This is a genomic window from Rhizobium sp. 32-5/1 (genome assembly GCF_029537235.1).
In the GTDB taxonomy this organism is placed as follows: Bacteria; Pseudomonadota; Alphaproteobacteria; order Rhizobiales; family Rhizobiaceae; genus Pararhizobium.
Genome location: NZ_CP120638.1, coordinates 3,028,048 through 3,049,420, shown reverse-complemented (window position 1 = coordinate 3,049,420; position 21,373 = coordinate 3,028,048). Strand labels below are relative to the sequence as shown.

Sequence of the window (21,373 nt, the reverse complement as noted above, 5' to 3'; positions counted from 1 at the left end):
GATTTCTGGGGACAGTTTCGTCCCCGCATACTTTGACATCGACGGCGCTCACAATGCGCGGAAAACTGTTAAAGATCGATTAAAATTGAATAGTAAGCCGGATCATGACGTGCCGGATGGGGATACCAGATGAAAATAGCTAACGTGCTCTTTCCCTTGAGCCTTCTCCTCCTTTCCGGTTGCGTCGTCGGCCCGAACTACCAGTCTCCAGACGCAGCCCTGCCGGGGAAATTCTCCGCCGGCAGCACCCATGCAGCCGATGATGTGACACTTTCCCCTGGTGGCAGGCTTTCCGCGACAAGAAACTGAACAGCCTCGTCGCGCAGGGCCTGGCCGAAAACCTTGACGTCAAGGCGTCGATGGAGCGTATCGTCGAGGCGCGTGCCAACGTCGTCGCGGCCGGCGCCGGTGGGCTGCCGCAGCTCAATGGCGGTGCGTCCGCATCCACGCAAGGCTCGGATGGTTCGTTTGCGCGCCGCAGCACGGGCAACGACCACAGCGAATCGACGCAGCTTGCAGCGGGTCTCGACGCATCCTGGCTGCTGGACTTCTTCGGCCAGTATCGCCGCGCCAAGGAATCGGCAAACGCCTCGCTGGATGCGGCCTATGACGACGTGAACGTCGCGCGGCTTGCCTATCTGTCCGATCTGACAAGCTCCTATATCGATGCCCGCTACAATCAGGAAGCTCTGGCGCTGGCGCGCAAGAGCCTGACCTCACGGCGCGAAACGCTGAAACTCACCAACGACATCAAGGCCGCCGGCGCCGCTTCCAATCTGGACGTCGTCCAGTCCGAAGGTCTGGTCAACCAGACGCTAGCGGAATTGCCGGCCTATGAAACCGGCTTCCATGTCGCCGCCAACCACATCGCAACGCTGCTTGGCGTTCCCGCAACGACGGTCACTGCGGACCTTATTCGTGGGTCGTCGCAGCCGATGCCACGCTACAACACGAAGATCGGCATTCCCGCCGACCTGATCCGCAACCGTCCCGATATACGCCGCGCCGAGCGGCTCTTGGCCGCGGCAACGGCACAGATTGGCGTTGCCGAATCGCAGCTCTACCCCAGCATAACGCTCAGCGGCACGATCGACGCGTCGCGCACGATAACCAATGCTGTCCGTGGTGGCGCGGCGGCATGGTCGTTTGGACCGAGCCTCAACCTGCCGATCTTCAACGGCAATGCCCTGAAGGCAAATGTCGATATTGCAAAGTCCGGTGCGGAGCAGCAGTACATTGCCTGGAAGCAGACCGTTCTCCGAGCAGTCGAAGATGTCGAGAATGCGCTGATTTCGCTCCGCAAGAACTACGAGACAGTCGCCGCCCTTCGGAAGGTCGTTTCCTCCTATGAGGAGGCCCTCGGCCTGGCGCGCGAAAGCTACAAGGGTGGCGCGACGTCGCTGCTCGACGTTCTCGATGCCGAGCGTTCGCTGTCGTCCGCCCGCATCCAGCTGGCTGCCGGTATCCGCAGCCTTGCCGCCAATTACGTCGCGCTGAACATTGCCGTCGGCGGTGGTTCGGCCGTCGAAGTTGCCGGCCAGTAAAACAGCGAGCCGCCGGCTTGAAGACAGGCGGCTCCGGCAAGACATCAGGGGGCGTTGCTGATCTCGATCGGCTGCGCCCCTTCCCATAGGACCATCTTGCCGAGTTTGGTCAGATCTTCCAGATTGGATGTGATGGTCAGGAAATGGTTGCCGGCGAGTTGCCCCATCTTTGATTTGAAATGTACGGCGCCATAGCCCAGCAGCATCTCCGTCTCACTGATACCGCCAGGATAAATCAGCATCTGCCCCGGCGCAGGAAAACTGGTGTGATTTTCGTAGCCGATGCCAAAATCCTCGTCGCCGAGCGGAATCCACATCGCCTCGCCGCTCCAGCGAACATGAATGAGCTTTTGGCGATAGGGAAGAATACCGCGGATCGCAGCGCATGTTTTTGGCGCCAGAGCCGTTTCAAGCCTGGCCAAAAACGTGAAGGGCCCTGCCCTGACGATAAGATTGTCTGTCATTCCTGTCCCGCCGTTTTGTGCTTGAGATCGCATCTTCTAACAGCAGGTAACCGGCAAATGAAGCCCGGCACCTCGCTCAATCGGCAGTGACGACGGAAAGCTGCACGGTCTGCAACAACCCATTCTCCGGCCGGTTGATGATCGAGACCGACCCGCCGTTGTTTTCAAGTATCTCACGCGAAATGGCGAGTTCGGACCGACACTCGGCACAATCCTGCGACAGGCATGATCGACCGGCAGAAGGACTATCCACAACCAAAACCGGCGGGGTGTTTTGGGTACCGTGCTTTCAACAATTAAGGACAATCCGTCGCGCGTCGGGCGCGCCGGCACGGAAATTCGAGCCGTCGAATCCTTTTCTCGCTTCTTCGGGTTGGCAGCAAGCGAGAAACCGGACATAAAAACACATACTTATTTTGCTGCTTTGCGGCATGCTTCGGGCACCGGTCCCGACCACATCGCTGGGCAAAGCTTTGCGGAGCCCTTGTGCTCCTTTCCATTCGGAACGATCGAGGAAACAGAGAGATAGAGACCGCTGGACCATTGCTTCTGATACTGACCCTCGCGCCTTTTGCGGGAAGCCTCGCTGCAATCCTTTTCCCGTCGACGAAAAGTACCGCCGCGGCCTGGTTCGCAGGTGCCGTCGCTCTGTTCTGCCTTCTGCTGGTCGCGAGCCTCTACCCCTTCGTCACATCGGGCGGCATCCTGCGTTACGAGATGCGCTGGCTGCCGGAACTCGGCCTGAACCTCACGCTCCGCATGGATGGCTTTGCCTGGATGTTTGCCGGCATCATCACGGCTATCGGTCTACTCGTCGTCGTCTACGCCCGCTACTACATGTCCGCCAGCGATCCGGTGCCGCGGTTTTTCTCGCTGTTTCTCGCCTTCATGGGCGCCATGCTGGGGATCGTGCTGTCAGGCAACATCATCCAACTGGCAATGTTCTGGGAACTGACCAGCATCGTCTCCTTCCTGCTGATCGGCTACTGGCACCACAACGGCCATGCCCGCGATGGCGCGCGCATGGCGCTGACCGTCACCGGCACGGGTGGCTTATGCATGTTCGTCGGCCTGATGCTCATGGGCCATATCGTCGGCAGCTATGACCTCGACGCCGTGCTGTCGTCCGGAAACGTCATCCGCGAGCATCCGCTCTACACCACCGTGCTCATCCTGATCCTGCTCGGCGCGCTGACAAAGAGCGCGCAGTTTCCTTCCACTTCTGGCTGCCGCACGCCATGGCGGCGCCAACCCCGGTCTCGGCCTATCTGCACTCAGCAACTCTGGTGAAAGCGGGCGTGTTTCTGCTGATCCGGCTCTGGCCGGTGATGGCCGGAACCGACGCCTGGTTCTGGATCGTCGGCTGTGCCGGCCTGACGACACTGCTGCTCGGTGCCTATTTCGCGATCTTCCAGCAGGACCTGAAAGGCCTTCTGGCATACTCCACAATCAGCCATCTCGGCCTGATCACCGTGCTTCTCAGCCTCGGAAGCCCGCTTGCAGCCGTCGCGGCGATCTTCCATACGATGAACCATGCGACTTTCAAGGCCTCGCTTTTCATGGCGGCCGGCATTATCGACCATGAAACCGGCACGCGCGACATGCGCAGGCTGAGCGGGCTTTTCCGGTACATGCCGTTCACCGCGACGCTCGCCATGGTCGCCAGCGCCGCCATGGCCGGCGTACCGTTGCTCAACGGTTTCCTCTCGAAGGAAATGTTCTTCGCCGAGGCGATCGAGACGCATAAGTACAACGTCCTTGATACGATCACGCCTTATGTCGCGACGCTGGCCAGCATGTTCGCCGTCACCTATTCGCTGCGGTTCATTCACAGCGTCTTCTTCGGGCCGCCGCCGACCGACATGCCGAAAATACCCCACGAGCCGCCGCACTGGATGCGCGCACCGATCGAATTCCTGGTTCTTGCCTGCCTTGTCGTCGGCGTCATACCGACATTCACCATCGGCCCATTTCTGCACACCGCCGTGCAATCGGTGCTTGGCGAGGCCACCCCGGTCTACAGCCTCGCGGTCTGGCACGGCTGGAACCTGCCGCTTGCCATGAGCCTTGTCGCACTGATCGGTGGGGTGGTGCTGTTTCTGCTGATGAAAACCTATCTTGCCACCAGCGTCGAAGGCCCACCCTTCTTCCGGCGGCTGAAAGGGCAGCGCATCTTCGAACGCGTACTGGTTGCTCTTTCGTGGAAATGGGCCCGCTGGCTGGAACGTACTGCAAGTTCGCGCCGGCTACAGCAACAAATGCGCATTCTCGTATTCGTCGCCTTCGTCGCCGGCACTATCCCTCTTCTCTTTCAAGGGTTCAAACCTGCGGCAATCGCACTTCGCAGCATTGATCCCGCCTTCGCCCTGCTTTGGATCATCGGGATGGTATGCGCGGTTGGTGCCGCGTATCAGGCGAAATTCCACCGGCTGGCTGCACTCGTGCTGCTTGGTGGTGCCGGGCTCGTCACCTGCCTCACCTTCGTCTGGCTGTCCGCACCTGATCTTGCCGTCACTCAGCTTTTGGTCGAGATCGTCACCACCGTCCTGATCCTGCTTGGCCTGCGCTGGCTGCCAAAGCGGATCGAGGATCCGAACGATCCGGAACTCATGAACTTCACCGTGCGGCTCAGACGTTTGCGAGACCTGGCTCTGGCGCTGGCCTGCGGGGTTGGCATGATGCTCATCTCCTATACGGTGATGACGCGCAACGTGCCCGACACGATCTCCAGCTACTTCCTTGAGCGCGCCTATAGCGAGGGTGGCGGCACGAACGTCGTCAATGTGATCCTCGTCGATTTCCGCGGCTTCGACACGTTCGGTGAGATCGCGGTGCTGTGCATTGTCGCCCTGACTGTGTTCTCGCTGCTACGCCGGTTCCGGCCGGCCACCGAAAGCCTCGAAAAACCCGAACAACAGCGCATCCAGAACGCCTTCGACGACGACCACCCCGACCGCAAGAAGGGCGACAGCATCGCGGAATATCTGCTGGTGCCGTCCGTCATCATGCGCTGGATGTTTCCTGTCATCGGTATGCTGACGGCATTCCTGTTCTTCCGCGGCCATGATCTTCCCGGCGGCGGCTTTGCAGCCGGCATCGCCATGTCGATCGCCTTTATTTTGCAGTATATGGCCGGCGGCACGCGCTGGGTCGAGGAGCGGCTGCGCATCCATCCTCTGCGCTGGATGAGCATCGGCCTGCTTGTCGCGATGGCGACGGGGCTCGGTTCCTGGGCGTTCGGCTATCCGTTCCTGACCTCGTATTCGCAATATGCCGGCCTGCCCATCCTTGGCAAAATCCCGCTGGCAACCGCGATCCTGTTCGATCTCGGCGTCTTCTCGCTCGTTCTCGGCGCCACCGTGCTGATCCTGATCGCGCTTGCCCACCAGTCCGTGCGCGCGCCGCGCACGCAAATCAAGGCAGCCCGCGCCGCTGCAAAGGAGACCGCGTAATGGAACTCGTTCTCTCGGCCGGTATCGGCGTACTCACCGCATCCGGGGTCTGGTTGCTTTTCCGGCCGCGCACCTATCAGGTCATCATCGGCCTTTCGCTCCTCTCCTACGCCGTCAATCTGTTCATTTTCGGCATGGGCCGCCTGCGCGTAAACGCCCCGCCCGTACTCGAGCCGGGCGGCGTCGGCGGGTTGCTGACCCATACAGACCCGATACCGCAAGCGCTTGTCCTGACCGCGATCGTCATCGGCTTTGCCATGACCGCCCTGTTCCTCGTCGTCCTGCTCGCCTCGCGCGGCTTCACCGGCACCGACCATGTGGATGGCAGGGAGTGACGGAATGAACTGGGCAAACCACCTGATCATCCTGCCGATCCTGTTGCCGATGGCGACCGCCGCGGCACTGATCCCGATCGACGACCGGAACCGGACCCTGAAAGGCGTCCTGAGTTTTGCCTCGACGGTGGTGCTTTTCTTTGCGGCCATCATTCTCGTGACCCTTGCGGCGTCCTCCCAGGATGCGGCGGACAGTGCCTTTGTCTATATGCTCGGCAACTGGCCGGCGCCATTCGGCATCGTTCTGGTTCTCGACCGACTGTCCGCGCTTATGCTGGCGCTGAGCGCCGTGCTGGGGCTGGCTGCGCAGGTCTATGCGATGGCGCGGTGGCATACGGCCGGCTATCATTTCCACTCGCTGTTCCAGCTTCTGCTGGCCGGTCTCAACGGCGCCTTCCTGACGGGCGATCTCTTCAATCTCTTCGTCTTCTTCGAGATGATGCTGGCCGCCTCCTACGGCCTTTTGCTGCATGGCTCCGGCCCGCTGCGCGTCAAGGCAGGGCTGCATTACATCGCCGTCAATCTCGCCGCATCCTCGCTGTTCCTCATTGGCGTCAGCCTGATCTACGGCGCGACCGGCACGCTGAACATGGCCGATCTTGCAGTTCGCATAATGACGCTCGGACCGGAAAGCCGCATGCTGATGGAAGCAGGCGCCGCTCTGCTCGGCATCGCCTTTCTCGTTAAGGCCGGCATGTGGCCGCTCGGATTCTGGTTGCCAACCGCCTATTCCGCCGCAACGCCGCCCGTTGCAGCCATGTTCGCCATCCTCACCAAGGTCGGGTTCTATGTCATCCTGCGCCTGTCAATGCTGCTGTTTGGAGACGAGGCCGGCATGTCGGCCGGTTTCGGCCAGACCCTCCTGCTCTACGGCGGTCTGCTGACCATTGGCTTCGGCGCCGTCGGGGTTCTCGCTTCGCAGGCCATGGGCCGCATTGCCGGTTACAGCGTTCTGGTATCCTCCGGCACGCTCTTGGCGGCAATCGGCCTCGGCAACAGCGCGGTCATCGGCGGGGCACTCTTCTATGTGGTGAGTTCGACGCTGACGATCTGTGCCTTCTTCCTGCTGATCGAACTCGTCGAGCGCGGTCGCGATGCCGGTGCCGACGTTCTGGCGGTAACGATGGAGGCCTATGGCGATCTTGATGAGGACGAGGATGAAAAGGAAGTTGGCGTTGCCGTGCCGGGCACGCTTGCCGTGCTCGGCCTTTGTTTTTGCACCTGCGCCATCCTGATGTCGGGCCTACCGCCGCTATCAGGCTTTCTGGCCAAATTCGCCATCCTGCACGAACTTTTCAACGAAGACGGTTTCGGCGGCAACATGCCGATCGGCGCCGGGCAATGGATCTACGTCGCCCTGCTCATTCTGTCGGGCCTGGCAGCGATGATCGCGATGAACCGCATCGGCATCCGAACCTTCTGGACATCGATCGAAGGCACGATCCCGCGGGTATTCCTGATCGAGATCACGCCCGTGCTCCTGCTGCTTCTCGCGACCGTTTTCCTCAGCCTGCAGGCAGGCCCAGCCATGCGCTATATGGATGCGGCGGCAAAGTCGCTGGCCAATCCGAAAAACTATACCGACCGGGTGCTTACCGCGCCACGCGTCGCCCCGGCGGGAGGCGTTTGACGCGATGCGCTACTGGTTCCCCTACCCGCTGTTATCCTTTGCTCTCATGCTCTTCTGGCTGTTGATCAACCAGTCGCTTTCGCCGGCACAGATTCTTCTCGGAGCCGCGCTCGGCATTTCGCATGCGTGGCTGATGGTCAATCTTAGGCCGACCAAGACCCATATGAAAAAAGCCTGGCTGGTCGGTCGGTTGATGGCAACCGTCGTCATCGATGTGGCCAAATCCAATATCATGGTGATGGGCGTCATCCTGCGCCGCAGGAACCGTCCTGTGAATTCCGGCTTCGTGCCGATCCACCTTACGCTGCGCGACGAGAACGCTCTGGCCATTTTGGCCTGCATTCTGACCGCGACCCCCGGTTCAGCCTGGCTTGAATTCGACAGCCAGACGCAGGTGTTGTTGCTCCATGTGCTCGATATCGAAAACGGGACTGCCTGGGCAGAGTTGATCAGAACGCGCTACGAGGCGCCGTTGAAGGAGCTATTCGAATGACCGAACTCTTCATCATCTGGTCGATCCTGCTCTCTCAGGTCATCCTTGGCCTCGCGATGGCCTGCGCTCTGTTCCGCATGGTGCGGGGCCCGCGCGCGCAGGACCGCATACTCGGCCTTGATGCGCTCTATATCAACGCCATGTTGCTGCTGCTCACTTTCGGCATGCGCACGGCCAACACGATCTATTTCGAGGCCGCGCTGATCATTGCGCTGCTCGGATTCGTGTCTTCGATCGCTTTCGCCAAATTCCTGATGCGCGGTGAGGTGATCGAATGAGCCACCTCACAGACCTGCCGCTCTGGGCCGCAATCCCCGTCTGCATCCTTTTGCTTGTCGGATCGATCATCACGCTGATCGGATCGATCGGCCTGCTCAGGCTGAACAACTTCTACAGCAGGCTTCATGCGCCGACCCTTGGCGCCAGCGCCGGCGTCGTTCTCATTTCCCTTGCATCGATGCTCTGCTTTGCCGTCCTGCAAAATCGCTGGATCTTTCACGAAGTCCTGATCGTCGTCTTCATCATCCTGACAACGCCAGTGACGCTGATGCTTCTGGGGCAATCAGCTCTCTATCGCGACCGGATCGAGGGCACACACGACGTGCCACTCAAGGAAAAACCCGTACCGACTCCGACCGGAACTGACCCTGACTAAAGGCCGTCACGGCCGCGGAAGCGACGCTGATAGGCAGCATCGTAGAGCGCACTCTCTCGAAAATCGGTAGCTCCAAGGGTCTTGCCGACGAAGATCAGCGCCGTGCGTTCGATCGGATCGGCCGCAACCTTGGCCTCGATATCGGCCAACGTACCGCGCACGACGCGCTCGTCCGGCCAGGATGCCTTGACGACGATGGCGACGGGGCAATCCGCGCCATAGAGCGGCGTCAGTTCCGTGACGACCTGCCCCAGCGCGTGGATCGCCAGATGGATGGCAAGTGTCGAGCCGGTGGCGCCGAAGCCTGCAAGGGTCTCGGCATTGGGCATTGGCGACGCGCGGCCGGAAACGCGGGTCAACACAAGGCTTTGCGCGACAGCCGGGATCGTCAGCTCGCGGCCGAGCGTGGCGGCGGCAGCAGCAAAAGCCGGCACACCAGGTGTCATCGTATAATCAAGGCCATGCTTTTCCAGTCGGCGGACCTGCTCGGCAACTGCGCTCCAGACGGAGAGATCGCCGGAATGCAGCCGCGCCACGTCATGGCCATCGGCCGCAGCCTTCACATATTCCGCCTCGATCTCATCAAGCGACATCGGCGCCGTATCGACGATGCGGGTGCCGGGTGGGCAATATTGCAAAGGTCGGGCGAAACGATCGAACCTGCATAGAGGCAGACCGGGCAACGGGCGATCAGGTCGCGGCCGCGCACCGTGATCAGGTCCGCAGCGCCAGGGCCGGCGCCGATAAAATGCACTGTCATTTCATTTCCTCTCAGACGTCTTCTATTCTTTTGTCCACGACCATTGCGTCACGGGCATCGCCGGACGCCAGCCGGTCATCGAGCCGACGGGCGATGCCCTTGCAATGTCGATGCGGATCAACGTGCCGCCAAAGCGGACATGGCTCGCCAGAAGCACCGCTTCCATTTCGGTCGTCACCGCATTGGCAACCAGACGACCGCCTTCGCGCAAGACAGAACGTGCCGCGTCCATCATGCCATCGCGACTGCCGCCGCCGCCGATGAAAATTGCATCGGGCGGCGTCAGGCCGGACAGCGCATCAGGGGCAGCACCGTGAACGACCGTAAGGCCGGGGACGCCAAAGCGGGCGGCATTGCGACCGATCCGCGCGACGCGCTCGGCTGAAACCTCGATTGCCAACGCCCGCATGGACGGATCAGTCAGCATCCATTCGATGGCGATCGAGCCGGATCCGGCACCGATATCCCAAAGCAATTCGCCACGCCGCGGCGCAAGCGCGGACAGCGTCAGCGCGCGGATTTCCCGCTTGGTGATTTGCCCGTCATGCTCGAACAGCGCGTCGTCAAGGCCGGCCGCAAGCGTCAGAATGCGCGCACCCTTGTCGGCCACGACCTCGACCGCACAGACATTCAGGGCATTGACGTCGGCCTGCGAGAATTGCGCGGCGATATGGTGCGTCAAGCGCTCGTTCGAACCACCCAGCGCCTCGAGAACCGTAAACCTTGACTGACCGAACCCGCTCTCCGTGAGGAGTTTTGCCAGAGCGGCAGGGGCCTGTGCATCCGAAGTCAGTGCAAGCACCCGCACACCCGGGTGCAGAAGCGGGCGGATGAGATCGACGGGGCGCCCGTGCAGTGAAACGGTCTGCGTCTCCTGCAGCGCCCAGCCGAGCTTCGAGGCAGCGAGGCTGAAAGAGGACGGGAACGGCAGGACCCGCATTTCTGCGGGATCGATGCGGCGCGCCAAGGTAGCACCCACACCGAAGTGCAGCGGATCGCCGGAGGCCAGCACCACGACGGGTGAACCCCGCAGGGAAAGGATCGCATCGATCGAACGCTCAAACGGGCTTGCCCAGACATGGGCCTCGCCTGTGATCAACGGACCCGCAAGCTCCAGATGCCTGGCGCCGCCGAAGATCACAGTCGCCGATGCGATGCAGCGCTTGGCCGCATCGCCGAGACCAGCTAGACCATCTTCTCCCAGGCCGATAACCGTCAGCCAGGGCGCTTGAAGATCAAGGGAAACCACGGAACCATCACGCATGGGCAGACACCGCATTCTGATACTCGGGGAACAACCGAGGCCCGGCAATTGGCGGACAGGCTGAAAGACCGCGCCGATTGTGCCGTGCTGCTTTCGCTGGCCGGCCGCACCGCCGAACCCATGGCGCAACCCGTTCCGACGCGCAGTGGCGGCTTTGGCGGAGCCGAGGGGCTGGCCGACTTTCTTCGGGACAATCATTTCGACCTGCTGATCGACGCCACGCACCCCTTGCCGCGCGCATCTCCGCCAATGCCGCCGTAGCAGCCAAGCTGGCCGGCATTGGGGCGTTTGCCCTGCGACGCCCCGCATGGGAGCGGCAGGCGGGTGATCGCTGGACGTCCGTTTTCACCATGACGGATGCCGTGGCTGCGCTCGGGCCTGAGCCCAGAAACGTGTTTCTCGCGATCGGCCGGCAGGAAGCGTTCCAGTTCGAGAACGCGCCGCAGCATCACTATATCGTGCGCAGCGTCGATCCCGTCACTCCGCCGCTCGAGTTGCCGCATGTTCGTTATATCCTCGCCTGCGGTCCCTTCGAGACTGCCGACGAATATCGGCTTCTGAAAGATAATCGCATCGACGTCATCGTTGCCAAGAACAGCGGTGGGGCGGCCACCTATAGCAAGATCGTCGCTGCCCGAGACCGCGGCATCGAGGTCGTGATGGTCGAGCGGCAGCACCCGGCCGACATGCCGTCGGTCGGAACGCTGGCTGAGGCTCTCGACCGGATCGATCACTGGCTCTCCCCGGAGATGAAGCGCGGCGTATAGACGAGATCCGGCCTGCCGGGCCGCGCGATGATGCGCGTCAGGGCCGAGCCGATGACGACGCAGGTTGCCATGTCGGCCACCGCCGGATCAGCCTCGGCAAGCGGCATGACGGTCATGCGCTCGTCCGGCCGTCCGGCCGCGCGACCGAAAATGACCGGCGTCGATGCCGGCAGTACCGTGCGCAGGATATCGAAGGCCTGACCGAGCTGCCACGGCCGGGCCTTGCTGATGGGATTATAAAGCGCGATCACCAATCCGGCCTCGGCAACCAGCCGCAGACGGCGGGTTATCACCTCCCATGGTTTCAGATTATCCGACAGCGAAATCGCACAAAAATCATGGCCGAGCGGCGCGCCGATCCGAGCGGCAACGGCGAGCATGGCGGTGACGCCGGGTGTAACGACCAGATCGAGATCCCGCCATTCCGGCGGGCCGGCATCAATCGCCTCGCAGACGGCCGCGGCCATGGCGAAGACACCAGGATCACCGCCCGAGACGACGCAGACGTCAACGCCGGATGCAGAACGCGCCAGTGCAGCCTGCGCACGATCGAGTTCCTCGCGGTTGTCAGACGCGATGCGGGTCTGGTCCGGCCGCAGAGACAGGCGATCGAGATAGGGACCGTAGCCGAAGAACTCGGTGGCTTTCGAAACGGCATCCAGCGCTTCAGGCGTCATCTGCTGCGGACCACCGGGGCCGGTGCCGACGACATAGAGCGTTCCCCTCATGGCTTGCCCTTCCATCCGGCGACCAGCACCAGCGAAAAATACGGCGCGACATCGTCGGTCTTTTCCGCAAGCGGGATCATGGCTGAGGTCGTCATCGTGCCACGCTCGACATAGAGCGCCTGCGAAAGCTTGCCGGACGCCTCAAGCGCGCGGCGGATCTTTGGGAGATTGCGGCCGACTTTCATGATCACGGCCGCTTCGGTATCGCCCAGCCGGCGGCAAAGTTCAGCCTCGGCCATGGTACCCGGCAGCACCGACAGAACATCATCGCCCTGGACAATCGGCAGCCCGGCCATCGACCAGCAGCCGGACATTGCCGTGATGCCGGGAATGACCTCCGTCGGAAAACGCCCGGCGAGACGCACATGCAGGTGCATGTAGGAGCCGTAGAACAAGGGATCGCCTTCGCTCAAAATGGCGACCGTTCGCCCGGCCTCCAGATGCGCTGCGACGGCTGCGGCCGAGGCATCATAGAAGCCGGTGATCTGGCTCTTGTAGTCGTCGTGATCCTTGTCGATCTCGGTCGTGACCGGATAGTACAGCGGCAGTTCGATAAGGTCGGCTTTCAGCATGCCGTCGACGATCGTGCGGCCATTGCCGCGCCGACCTTCCTTGGCGAAATAAGCCAGCACGTCGGCAGCCGCCAGCGCTTTGACGGCCTTGACCGTCAACAGCTCGGGATCGCCAGGGCCGGTGCCGACACCGATCAACCTTCCAACACCCGCCGCGCTCACAGGCCAGGCCTCGCCAGCGAATTGATCGCCGCCGCCGTCATGGCGCTGCCGCCCAGCCGCCCGCGCACGATCGCATAGGGCACGCCATAGGAATGTTCGGCCAGCGCATCCTTGGATTCCGCTGCCCCGACGAAGCCCACCGGCATGCCGATGATCGCCGCCGGCTTCGGTGCCCCGTCCCGTAGCAATTCGAGCAGGTAGAAGAGGGCAGTCGGCGCATTGCCGATGGCAACGACAGCACCGGCCATGCGATCGCCCCAGAGCTTGAGCGCTGCGGCGGAGCGCGTGTTGCCGATCTCCTTGGCGATCGCCACGGTTTCCGGTTCGCGCAAAGTGCAGATCACCTCATTGCCGGCTGGGAGGCGCGCTCGGGTAACACCATGCACCACCATGAAGGCATCGCAGAGAATAGGCGCGCCGTTCTGCAACGCCGTGCGGGCGGCGGCAACAAAGTCAGGCGAGAATTCGAATTGCCGGGCCGCCTCGACCAGACCGCAGGCATGCACCATGCGAACGGCCAGATCGGCCTCCTCCTCGGAGAACCGCGACAGATCGGCTTCGCTGCGGATGATGGCAAAGGAACGCTCGTAGATGGCGTCGCCATCCCGGATGTAATCGTAGTCTGGCATCTCTATCCCTGTTGCAGCGCTGCGATGGTCGCATCCGGTCCAAGCCGTGTAAGGCAGGATAGAGCCGATTCGCCAGCCTGTTTGTTCTGCCGCACCAGGGCGCCGAGATGCCCGATTGCGGTTTTTATGGTCTTTTGTTCGATGTAGGCGTTGGGGACGGCGGACGCAGGGCCATTTACGACAAGCCCATAGCCTAATGGCGCACCCAGCATGGTCAGTGTCTCGGCCGAAGGTTTTGCACAGCCCTTGGCACAGCCGGAAAGATGCACGGACAAGGACCCATCGAGCAGGTCCGGTGCCTCGTCGATGAACAACCTTGCAACAGCCTTCGTGTCGAGAAGCGCCGAACGGCAGGCCCCGTTCCGGCGCACACAGCAATATGATTGCCGGGATCGTCAGGCGAAATCCGGAAACCAAAGGCCAGAGCATGCGCCTGTGCCTGCGCGATTTCCTCGCCCTTCAGGCCCGGAACGAGCAAGGCATGCCCCGGCGCCAGCCGGATTTCATCGGCGCCGAGCCGTTCCAACTCTGCGACAAGTGCGATCAGGCTTTCGGCATCCGTCTGACCGAAAGCAAGCCCAAGGCCGAGCACCGGACCCCTGCTGCCGCAACCATGGACGCCTGTTGCCAGCGGGGCCGCATCCGGGAATGCGACCTCGTCAAAAATCGTTCCGGAGCCGATCGAACGGGCCAGCATCTCCGCATCCAGGTCCCGTCCCCGCACATTGCCGCCGAGGCGTGCGAGTTCGGAAAGCACATTCAAGACGGCGGGGATGACGGCATCAGGCGCAAGCATGGCAACCCGCTTGGCCGTTCGTTCCGTCCCGGCAAGGCTCAGAAGCCAGGACAGGGCGGCACCAACCCCAACCGCGCGCAGCCGTATGTCGGCGCTCGTTTCACCCATATGGAGGCGACCGCCGCCGTCGATGATGATCGAGAGTTTTGGAGCAAGGACAAGCGCTGGCCGATGCGCCGTGATCGCAGCGCGCAATTCGGCAGCCAGCGTCAACGGATCGGCAAACTCGGTCGGATCGATGCCGGCAAGCGGCGGTGTCTCGATGGCGACCCCTTCGGTAATCCTGATCTCCGCATCGGCGATGGCGGCGGTAAGAGAGGACACCGTCTCGAAGGTGAGGCCACGGATCTGCAGATTGCCGCGGGCCGTCACCTCAAGGATGCCGTTGCCGAAGCGACGGGCGGCCTTCGCAAGCGCGACTATCTCCGGAAGGGCAAAACCCGGACGAACCGGACGAAGACGCACCAGAAGACCGTCGCCGGTCTGCATCGGCGCGGCCAGCGTCGGACAGGCGCCACGCCGCATGTCGGCGCCGTCGTAGCCTGTCGCTTGTTCCGTCATTGCCAGATGCACAGCTTTCCGTTCCATCCGCCGTCCTTACAGGATTGTGACACGCGGGCCAACATGCGTCGGCCACATGCGACTATGCGCCGAAATCGACGCCCTTGCGTAGCAGATAGACATCCATGATCCAGCCATGCCGGTCCCGGGCCTCGGCACGGATCTTCAGGATCTCGTCCCGAACCTCGACCACCCGCCCCGAAAGGATGATTTCCTGCGGCGTGCCGAGATAGGCCCCCCAATAGATGAAGGCATCAGGATCGTCGATTGTCATGAACGCCTGCTCGCCGTCCAGCATCACCACAGCGGTTTCGGCAAGCCCCGGAAAACTCTCGGCCAGACGCCGGCCCGTGGTGATCTGCACCGGCTTTCCGACAAGATTGAGGGGTATGCGGTGGCTGGCCGTCAGTGCCTGAACGCTGGTGATGCCGGGAATGACGGAATAGTCGAACGCGACCGTGTCCAGCGCCCGCACCCGTTCGATGATGCGGATTGTGCTGTCATACAGCATGGGGTCGCCCCAGACTAGGAATGCGCCCGTCTCGTCGGGCTTCAGTTCCTCGATCAGCAAGTGCTCATAGGATTGCGCGATCGCCGCATGCCAGGCATCGACGCTCTGGTCGTAGGAGCGCCCAACAGTCTGGCGTACCGGTACGGCGAATTCCGCCACGCGACCATCGGCGCGGGTGACGTAGCGGTCGCAGATATCACGCCTGATGTCGGCAAGCTGCGACTTCGCCTCGCCCTTGGTCGGGATGAACAGGACATCGGCGCGGTTCAGCGCATTGATCGCCTGCATCGTCATATGTTCGGGATTGCCGGCCCCGATGCCGACGATCAGTATCTGTCTCATGCGCCCATACCTGCTCTTTCAAGGAGCGTCTTTGACGGATCGATCAGCGGGATGCAAGCTCCAGCGCACGATCAATAGACGTCGCGGAGATAGCGCTTTTCGCGTGAGAGCCTCGAAACGTACTCGGCTGCATTCTCGCCGGTCATCCGGCCGTGCTCGGCAACGATCGATTTCAGCGCCGCATCGACATCCCGCGCCATGCGCGAGGCATCGCCGCAGACATAGATCGAAGCGTCTTCTTCCAGCCAGCGCCAGAGATCCGCGCCTTGTTCGAGCATGCGATCCTGCACATAGACCTTGTCTGCGCTATCCCGGGAAAAGGCGGTATCGAGGCGGGTCAGCACGCCTGAGCGCTGCCAGTCCACAAGCTCCTCGCGGTAATAGAAATCGGTGCTTTCATGCTGCTCGCCGAAGAACAGCCAGTTGCGACCCGTTGCACCCGTCGCTGCCCGATCGGCCAGAAAACCGCGGAAAGGTGCGACCCCGGTGCCGGGACCTATCATTACCACCGGCCTGTCACCGTCTGTAGGCAGACGGAATGCTGGCGCCGGACGAACGAATATCGATGCCCCGGTTTGCTCGGCGCGGTCTGCAAGAAATGCGGAACAGACGCCGTGGCGCGAACGGCCCTGATGGGCATAACGCACGGTCGAGACGGTGAGATGAACCTCCCCGGCATGCGCTCTGGGACTTGACGAAATCGAGTAGAGCCTCGGCTGCAGGCGTTTCAGGCTGGAGAGGAAATCACCAGCATCGACGTCGAGCCGATGTTCAGCCAGCACGTCGGCCACCTGACGGCCCCAAAGCCATTTTTCGCGCGCCGCCTTGCTGTCGCGATGAAGCAGCGCGTTCAACGTCTCGTCCTTTGTCCGCTCGGCGACGAAACGAAGAAAATCCGGCGTGATGCGGGCGATTTCGAAATGATCGGTCAGGGCTTCGGTGAGCGACATCTCTCCGACATCGGCAACATCGACGGCTTTTTGCGCCGATAGCCCGGCAGCCTCCAGAATTTCCGCGACAAGATCCGGGCAATTGCGGGGACGAATTCCCAGCGCATCGCCGGTTTCATAGTCGAGCCCGGTGTCGCGCAGATCAAAACCGATCTGGCGGGTTTCCTTGGCGGAGCCCGTTGCATTGAGCCTGAGATTGCGGATCAGGCGAACCCGCTGCAAAAGATCGCGAGCCGGACTGGAAACGGGCGCGAAGGCTGGTCTGGCAACCGGCGCCATTTTCGGCGGATTAGGGTCTTCGGCTGTCAGTGCCCCGATGAGCCCGTCGAGCCAGCCATCGACCTTGTCTTCGCCATCGCCGTCGCAATCGGTGCGCGGCACGAGACGGCGGGCACCCAGAGCTTCCAGCGTCTCGTCGATCCGCCTGCCGAACCCACAGAACTCGCCGTAACTCGAATCGCCGAGCGCGAGTACCGCGAAACCCAGCTCCGGTAGGGCTGTCTTGCTGTTTTGCAGCCCTTGCCAGAAGGCCGCGCCATTGTCCGGTGCGTCCCCATCGCCAAACGTGCTGGTGACGATCAGCAGCAGGTTTTCGCGGGAAAGTGCCTCTGCCGTGCAATCCTCCATGCAGGTGAGGCGGATTTTCAGGCCATGCTCGGCAAGATCGGCAGCACAGCGTTTCGCCAGTTCCTCCGCCGTCCCGGTCTGCGAGGACCAGAGCATCAGGATGCCTTCGTTGCACTTTTCCTTAACGGAAGCCTGCATACCCGTCGAGGGCGCCGCATCAGACCAGTCGCGCGAAAACAGTCCGGCCAGGAGGCCGTTCAGCCGCAAGCGCTTCTCCACAGAGAGCGGAGCGTTCGACGGCAAGACAGGAACACCTGATGGAAACGAGCGGGCATCCGCACGCAGGCCGAGGATAAAGCCTTCAAGATAGGCCTGCTCCTCGTCAAGCAGAACGACAAGCGCCGGTCTTTTGATCCCGACGGCACTGGCAAAGGCATCCGCGCCATCAGTCATCCACCCACCGGCCGATACCGGCTGCAGGACTTTTGCAGGATCGGTTCTGCCGACGGCAACACCTTGCCGGGCTGCATGACAGGCGTCAGCGCAACAGCGCAGACCTTCAGTTCCGGCTGCAGGGAGATCGGATCGACGGCATCGCAGGTTATGGCATTGACCGCCACGTCGTTGCCGAAGATGTCGTTCCAGTGAAAGGGTGCAAAACAGGCGCCCGGCAGCACGCGGTCGGTCACCACCGCCGGCAGGATGGCAAAACCGCGCCGCGAGCGGATTTCGACCCGGTCCCCATCGGACACGCCGAAGGCCTGTGCATCCAGCGGATTGACCTCGACGAAGGGGCCGGGATTGAGCTTGTTCAGCGTCTGGATCTTTCCCGTCTTGGTCATCGTGTGCCACTGGTGCTGCAGGCGACCGGTGTTCAACACGAAGGGGAAGGCATCGTCAGGCATTTCCGACGGATCGAGATGCGGTCGCGCAAAAAACTGCGCCTTACTGCTGGCCGTCGGGAAATTTATCCCCGCTGCGGGATCACGGTAGCGCACCGGATTGCGACTGCTGCCCCCTTTGGCAGCGGCCATTGCAGCGGCGTCTCCTCCAGCCGCCTGTAGCTGGCACCGGAAATGTCGTAGCCAGTCTTGGCATTGGCAAAGCCGGAAAGCTCCTCGAACACCTCCGCCGCCGAGGTATAGGTGAAGGCCTTCGAATAGCCCATACGACAGGCGATCTCCGCGATGATCCACCAGTCGGGCCGCGCCTCTCCGGGCGGCTCCACGGCCTTGCCCATGAGCGTCAAATTGCGCTCGGAATTGACCATCACGCCCTCAGCCTCGGCCCAGAGCGCGCCGGGCAGGATGATATCGGCATAGATATTGGTTTCTGTATCGAGAAAGACGTCCTGGGTGATCACCAGCTCGGCCTTCTTCAATCCTTCGATGACCGTCGCGCGATTGGCGACGGAGGCGACCGGATTGGTGCAGATGATCCAGCAGGCTTTTATTCGACCGGAGCCCATGTCCTCGAACAGGGAGATCGTGCCACCGCCGCCATCCGCGCGGATGGTTCCTTTCGGAAGAGCCCAGCGCTCTTCGACGAAGCGTCGGTCGGCATCGACGAGCGCCGAACGCTGGCCCGGCAGACCCGGGCCCATATAGCCCATTTCGCGGCCACCCATGGCATTCGGCTGGCCTGTCAGCGAAAACGGCCCGCTGCCCGGCCGGCAGATGGTGCCGGTGGCGAGATGCAGGTTGCAGATCGCATTGGTGCTCCAGGTGCCGTGCGTGCTCTGGTTCAGCCCCATGGTCCAGAGACTGACCCAATTGCCGGCCGTGCCGATCATCTCCGCAGCCGCGCGAATATCCTCTGCCGAAAGCCCGGTGGTCACGGCGACGGCGTCCGGCGCGTAGGTGCTGAGGAAATCCGGCATTATCGCCCAGCCTTCCGTATGCGCCGCGATGAAATCCTGATCGATCCGACCGTTTTCGGCAAGCAGACGCAGGAGACCGTTGAGAAGTGCGAGATCCGTTCCGGCCTTGATCTGCAGGAACAGGTCTGCCTTTTCCGCCGTCGCGGTCCGGCGCGGATCGACGACGATCAGTTTCGCACCCTGCCGGACGCGGTCCATCAGCCGCAGGAACAGGACGGGATGGCAATCGGCCATGTTGGAGCCGATGATGAGGAAGAGATCCGCGCTGTCGATATCGTCATAGGAGCCGGGCGGGCCGTCGGCGCCGAGCGAAAGCTTGTAGCCGCTCGCAGCACTTGCCATGCAGAGGCGCGAATTGGATTCGATGTGCTGCGTGCGGATGAAGCCCTTGGCGAGCTTGTTGGCGAGATATTGCGCCTCGATCGACATCTGGCCGGAAATATATAGCGCGATGGCGTCCGGCCCGTCCTGATCGAGGATCGCCCTCAGCCGGTCGGCTGTCTGTGACAGTGCAAGTTCCAGCGCCACCGGCACCTGCTCGCCATGGCGATCGGCGCGGATGAAGGCACGGTCGAGCCTCCCCGTGGCCTCGATTGCCTGCGCGCTCGTCATGCCCTTGGTGCAGAGCCGCCCGCGGTTTGCCGGGTGATCCTTGTCGCCGGTGACCTTGACGACGCGGTTGCCGGCCACCTCCATGACGATGCCGCAGCCGACGCCGCAATAGGGGCAGGCACTCTTGACCTTGCGGGTGGAGGCGGCGTGGATATTCATGCGCTGAGCGCCACCGCCTGCTGCTGTTGCCGCGCGAAGACGCCGCCGACGGCGATCAGCACCGGTTCGTCATAGCGTATTTCGCCGATACCGTCCGCCATCCCCGCGACCGTTCCGAACCAGCGTTTCTCGCTGGCCCGCGAGACCGAGGAACAGATCGCCACCGGCGTCTGCGGATCCAGGCCATGGTCGCGCAGGCGCTCCGATATTTCAGCGGCCGTGCGGCCGCCCATGTAGAAGATGGTCGTCGTGCGCGGATCGGCAATCGCCCGCCAGTCGAGATCGGACGGCAAGGCACCGTGCCGCGAATGGCCTGTCACGAAGCGGACGGACTGGGCATGGTCGCGGTGCGTCAGCGAGACGCCGAGGCGCGAAGCCATGGCACTGGCCGCCGTGATGCCCGGCACCATATCGACGGCGATACCGTGCCGTTCCAGAAAAGCGATTTCCTCGCCGGCGCGGCCAAAGACGGCCGGATCGCCGGACTTCAGCCGCACGACGCGTTTGCCCTGCCGGGCGAAGGTCAGCATCATGCGGTTGATATCGTCCTGCTTGCAGCTTTCGCGGCCGCCGCGTTTGCCGACCAGCGTGCGCTTGGCCTCGCGGCGGGCAAGTTCCAGCACCTCGTCGGACACCAGGTCATCAAACAGGATGACATCGGCCGATTGCAGCGCCCGCATCGCCTTCAACGTCAGCAGTTCCGCGTCGCCCGGACCGGCTCCGACCAGGGTCACGCGACCATTGCCTGTGTGCTTCACGGCCGAAAGATCATCGTTTATCTCCATGACGCTGCCGGCGTCCGGGCCCTGCCCGCCAAACGAGCGATCGACAAAGCGCTCCCAGAAGGCACGGCGCTGCGGGCCGGGGGTGAGTTTTTCCGCCACCGTGTCGCGCAGCGTGCGGGCAAGCCCCGCCCAATCCTTCAGCGACGGCGGCAAAAGCGTCTCGATGCGCCGACGGATCGCCTGTCCGAGGATCGGTGCCGCGCCATCGGTGGAGATGCCGACCACGACCGGCGAGCGGTTGACGATCGTGCCGAACTGGAACTGACAATGGGCCGGCTTGTCGATGACATTGCAGGGCACGCCTGCTGCCTTCGCCGCATCGGCGAAAGCGATGGCCTCCTCCTCGCTCTCGGCATCGGCAATGGCGATTGCGGCACCGTCGAAATCAGCCAACGACCACGGACGGGAACAAAGGCGCACCCTGCCCTCCTCCAGCAGGGCGCGCATGTCGCCGGACAACTCCTCGTTGTCAGGCGAAAAAACGATAACATCGGCGCCAGTCGCCGCAAGAAGTTCGGCTTTCCAGGCGGCCGCATCCGTACCCCCGGCAACGATTACCCGGCGGCAGGAGAGCGGCAAGAAGACGGGCAGGACGGAAAGCGGCTGCACCCGCTCGGAACGTTTGCGCCCGGTCGATCCGGCCACCTGCGTGAACGTGTTCGAGATCATGCCGTTTGTATCGCTGTGCTCGCCCATGCCACCCGTCTCCTGTTCGAAATGCCGGACTATTCCGCCGCGATGACCGCTTCCGCTGCC

General features: G+C 62.5%; 15 protein-coding genes and 5 pseudogenes. 8 read left to right on the top strand and 12 right to left on the bottom strand.

Translation table 11 applies throughout. The annotated features are described in order from the left end of the window. The first annotated feature begins 129 nt into the window (after positions 1 to 129). A pseudogene (locus tag P6U16_RS15340) lies at positions 130 to 1,544 on the top strand (efflux transporter outer membrane subunit). A 44-nt stretch (positions 1,545 to 1,588) separates the two neighbouring features. Here P6U16_RS15340 and P6U16_RS15335 read toward each other — a convergent pair. Next, positions 1,589 to 2,008 carry a DUF3830 family protein gene (locus P6U16_RS15335; protein ID WP_277701271.1) on the bottom strand — a complete coding sequence of 140 codons (420 nt, stop codon included), beginning with the start codon at positions 2,006 to 2,008 and terminating at the stop codon, positions 1,589 to 1,591. 525 nt (positions 2,009 to 2,533) lie between these two features. Here P6U16_RS15335 and P6U16_RS15330 point away from each other — a divergent pair. The 6 genes and pseudogenes from P6U16_RS15330 to mnhG all read left to right on the top strand — a co-directional run bounded on the left by P6U16_RS15330 (position 2,534) and on the right by mnhG (position 8,573). Continuing rightward, a pseudogene (locus P6U16_RS15330) lies at positions 2,534 to 5,460 on the top strand (monovalent cation/H+ antiporter subunit A). After that, positions 5,460 to 5,795, top strand: coding sequence for a Na+/H+ antiporter subunit C (locus P6U16_RS15325; RefSeq protein ID WP_060503055.1), 336 nt, complete (start codon positions 5,460 to 5,462; stop codon positions 5,793 to 5,795). Before P6U16_RS15330 ends, P6U16_RS15325 begins: the two are co-directional and overlap by 1 nt. Before the next feature lie 4 nt (positions 5,796 to 5,799). Continuing rightward, positions 5,800 to 7,425, top strand: a complete 1,626-nt coding sequence (locus tag P6U16_RS15320; RefSeq protein ID WP_277701270.1) for a monovalent cation/H+ antiporter subunit D — start codon at positions 5,800 to 5,802, stop codon at positions 7,423 to 7,425. 4 nt (positions 7,426 to 7,429) lie between these two features. Next, positions 7,430 to 7,918 carry a Na+/H+ antiporter subunit E gene (locus tag P6U16_RS15315; RefSeq protein ID WP_277701269.1) on the top strand — a complete coding sequence of 163 codons (489 nt, stop codon included), beginning with the start codon at positions 7,430 to 7,432 and terminating at the stop codon, positions 7,916 to 7,918. Then, positions 7,915 to 8,196: a K+/H+ antiporter subunit F gene (locus tag P6U16_RS15310; protein ID WP_277701268.1), complete on the top strand. Its 282-nt coding sequence runs from the start codon at positions 7,915 to 7,917 to the stop codon at positions 8,194 to 8,196. The genes P6U16_RS15315 and P6U16_RS15310 overlap by 4 nt, the downstream gene beginning before the upstream one ends. Further along, the gene (gene mnhG, locus P6U16_RS15305; protein ID WP_277701267.1) at positions 8,193 to 8,573 is read left to right on the top strand and encodes a monovalent cation/H(+) antiporter subunit G; all 381 of its coding nucleotides are present in this window, start codon (positions 8,193 to 8,195) and stop codon (positions 8,571 to 8,573) included. The genes P6U16_RS15310 and mnhG overlap by 4 nt, the downstream gene beginning before the upstream one ends. On the opposite strand, the pseudogene cobM reads toward mnhG, so the two are convergent. Both cobM and cbiE read right to left on the bottom strand, forming a co-directional pair. Further along, positions 8,570 to 9,333, bottom strand: a pseudogene (gene cobM / locus P6U16_RS15300) (precorrin-4 C(11)-methyltransferase). The gene mnhG and the pseudogene cobM overlap by 4 nt on opposite strands. A 22-nt stretch (positions 9,334 to 9,355) precedes the next feature. Further along, the gene (cbiE, locus tag P6U16_RS15295) at positions 9,356 to 10,597 is read right to left on the bottom strand and encodes a precorrin-6y C5,15-methyltransferase (decarboxylating) subunit CbiE (protein ID WP_277701266.1); all 1,242 of its coding nucleotides are present in this window, start codon (positions 10,595 to 10,597) and stop codon (positions 9,356 to 9,358) included. Here cbiE and P6U16_RS15290 point away from each other — a divergent pair. Further along, positions 10,596 to 11,364: pseudogene (locus P6U16_RS15290) on the top strand (cobalt-precorrin-6A reductase). The gene cbiE and the pseudogene P6U16_RS15290 overlap by 2 nt on opposite strands. On the opposite strand, the gene P6U16_RS15285 reads toward P6U16_RS15290, so the two are convergent. The 9 genes and pseudogenes from P6U16_RS15285 to cysG all read right to left on the bottom strand — a co-directional run bounded on the left by P6U16_RS15285 (position 11,328) and on the right by cysG (position 21,286). Next, positions 11,328 to 12,092, bottom strand: coding sequence for a precorrin-3B C(17)-methyltransferase (locus P6U16_RS15285; RefSeq protein WP_277701265.1), 765 nt, complete (start codon positions 12,090 to 12,092; stop codon positions 11,328 to 11,330). The pseudogene P6U16_RS15290 and the gene P6U16_RS15285 sit on opposite strands and share 37 nt — an antisense overlap. Beyond that, entirely contained in the window at positions 12,089 to 12,826 is a 738-nt protein-coding gene (locus P6U16_RS15280) for a precorrin-2 C(20)-methyltransferase (RefSeq protein WP_277701264.1), read from the bottom strand. Before P6U16_RS15280 ends, P6U16_RS15285 begins: the two co-directional genes overlap by 4 nt. Continuing rightward, entirely contained in the window at positions 12,823 to 13,455 is a 633-nt protein-coding gene (locus P6U16_RS15275) for a precorrin-8X methylmutase (RefSeq protein WP_277701263.1), read from the bottom strand. Before P6U16_RS15275 ends, P6U16_RS15280 begins: the two co-directional genes overlap by 4 nt. 2 nt (positions 13,456 to 13,457) lie before the next feature. After that, a pseudogene (gene cobG, locus P6U16_RS15270) lies at positions 13,458 to 14,776 on the bottom strand (precorrin-3B synthase). 118 nt (positions 14,777 to 14,894) lie between these two features. Beyond that, positions 14,895 to 15,665 carry a precorrin-6A synthase (deacetylating) gene (gene cobF, locus P6U16_RS15265; protein WP_277701262.1) on the bottom strand — a complete coding sequence of 257 codons (771 nt, stop codon included), beginning with the start codon at positions 15,663 to 15,665 and terminating at the stop codon, positions 14,895 to 14,897. Between the two features lie 71 nt (positions 15,666 to 15,736). Further along, on the bottom strand, positions 15,737 to 17,635 hold the full coding sequence (locus P6U16_RS15260) for a flavodoxin domain-containing protein (protein ID WP_277701261.1): 1,899 nt from the start codon (positions 17,633 to 17,635) through the stop codon (positions 15,737 to 15,739). Then, a complete protein-coding gene (locus P6U16_RS15255) occupies positions 17,632 to 18,216 on the bottom strand; it encodes a molybdopterin dinucleotide binding domain-containing protein (RefSeq protein WP_277701260.1) in 585 nt (194 codons plus the stop codon). Before P6U16_RS15255 ends, P6U16_RS15260 begins: the two co-directional genes overlap by 4 nt. Further along, entirely contained in the window at positions 18,150 to 19,832 is a 1,683-nt protein-coding gene (locus tag P6U16_RS15250) for a molybdopterin-dependent oxidoreductase (RefSeq protein WP_277701259.1), read from the bottom strand. Before P6U16_RS15250 ends, P6U16_RS15255 begins: the two co-directional genes overlap by 67 nt. Next, positions 19,829 to 21,286, bottom strand: a complete 1,458-nt coding sequence (cysG, locus tag P6U16_RS15245; RefSeq protein ID WP_277703862.1) for a siroheme synthase CysG — start codon at positions 21,284 to 21,286, stop codon at positions 19,829 to 19,831. The genes P6U16_RS15250 and cysG overlap by 4 nt, the downstream gene beginning before the upstream one ends. Between the last annotated feature and the right edge of the window lie 87 nt (positions 21,287 to 21,373).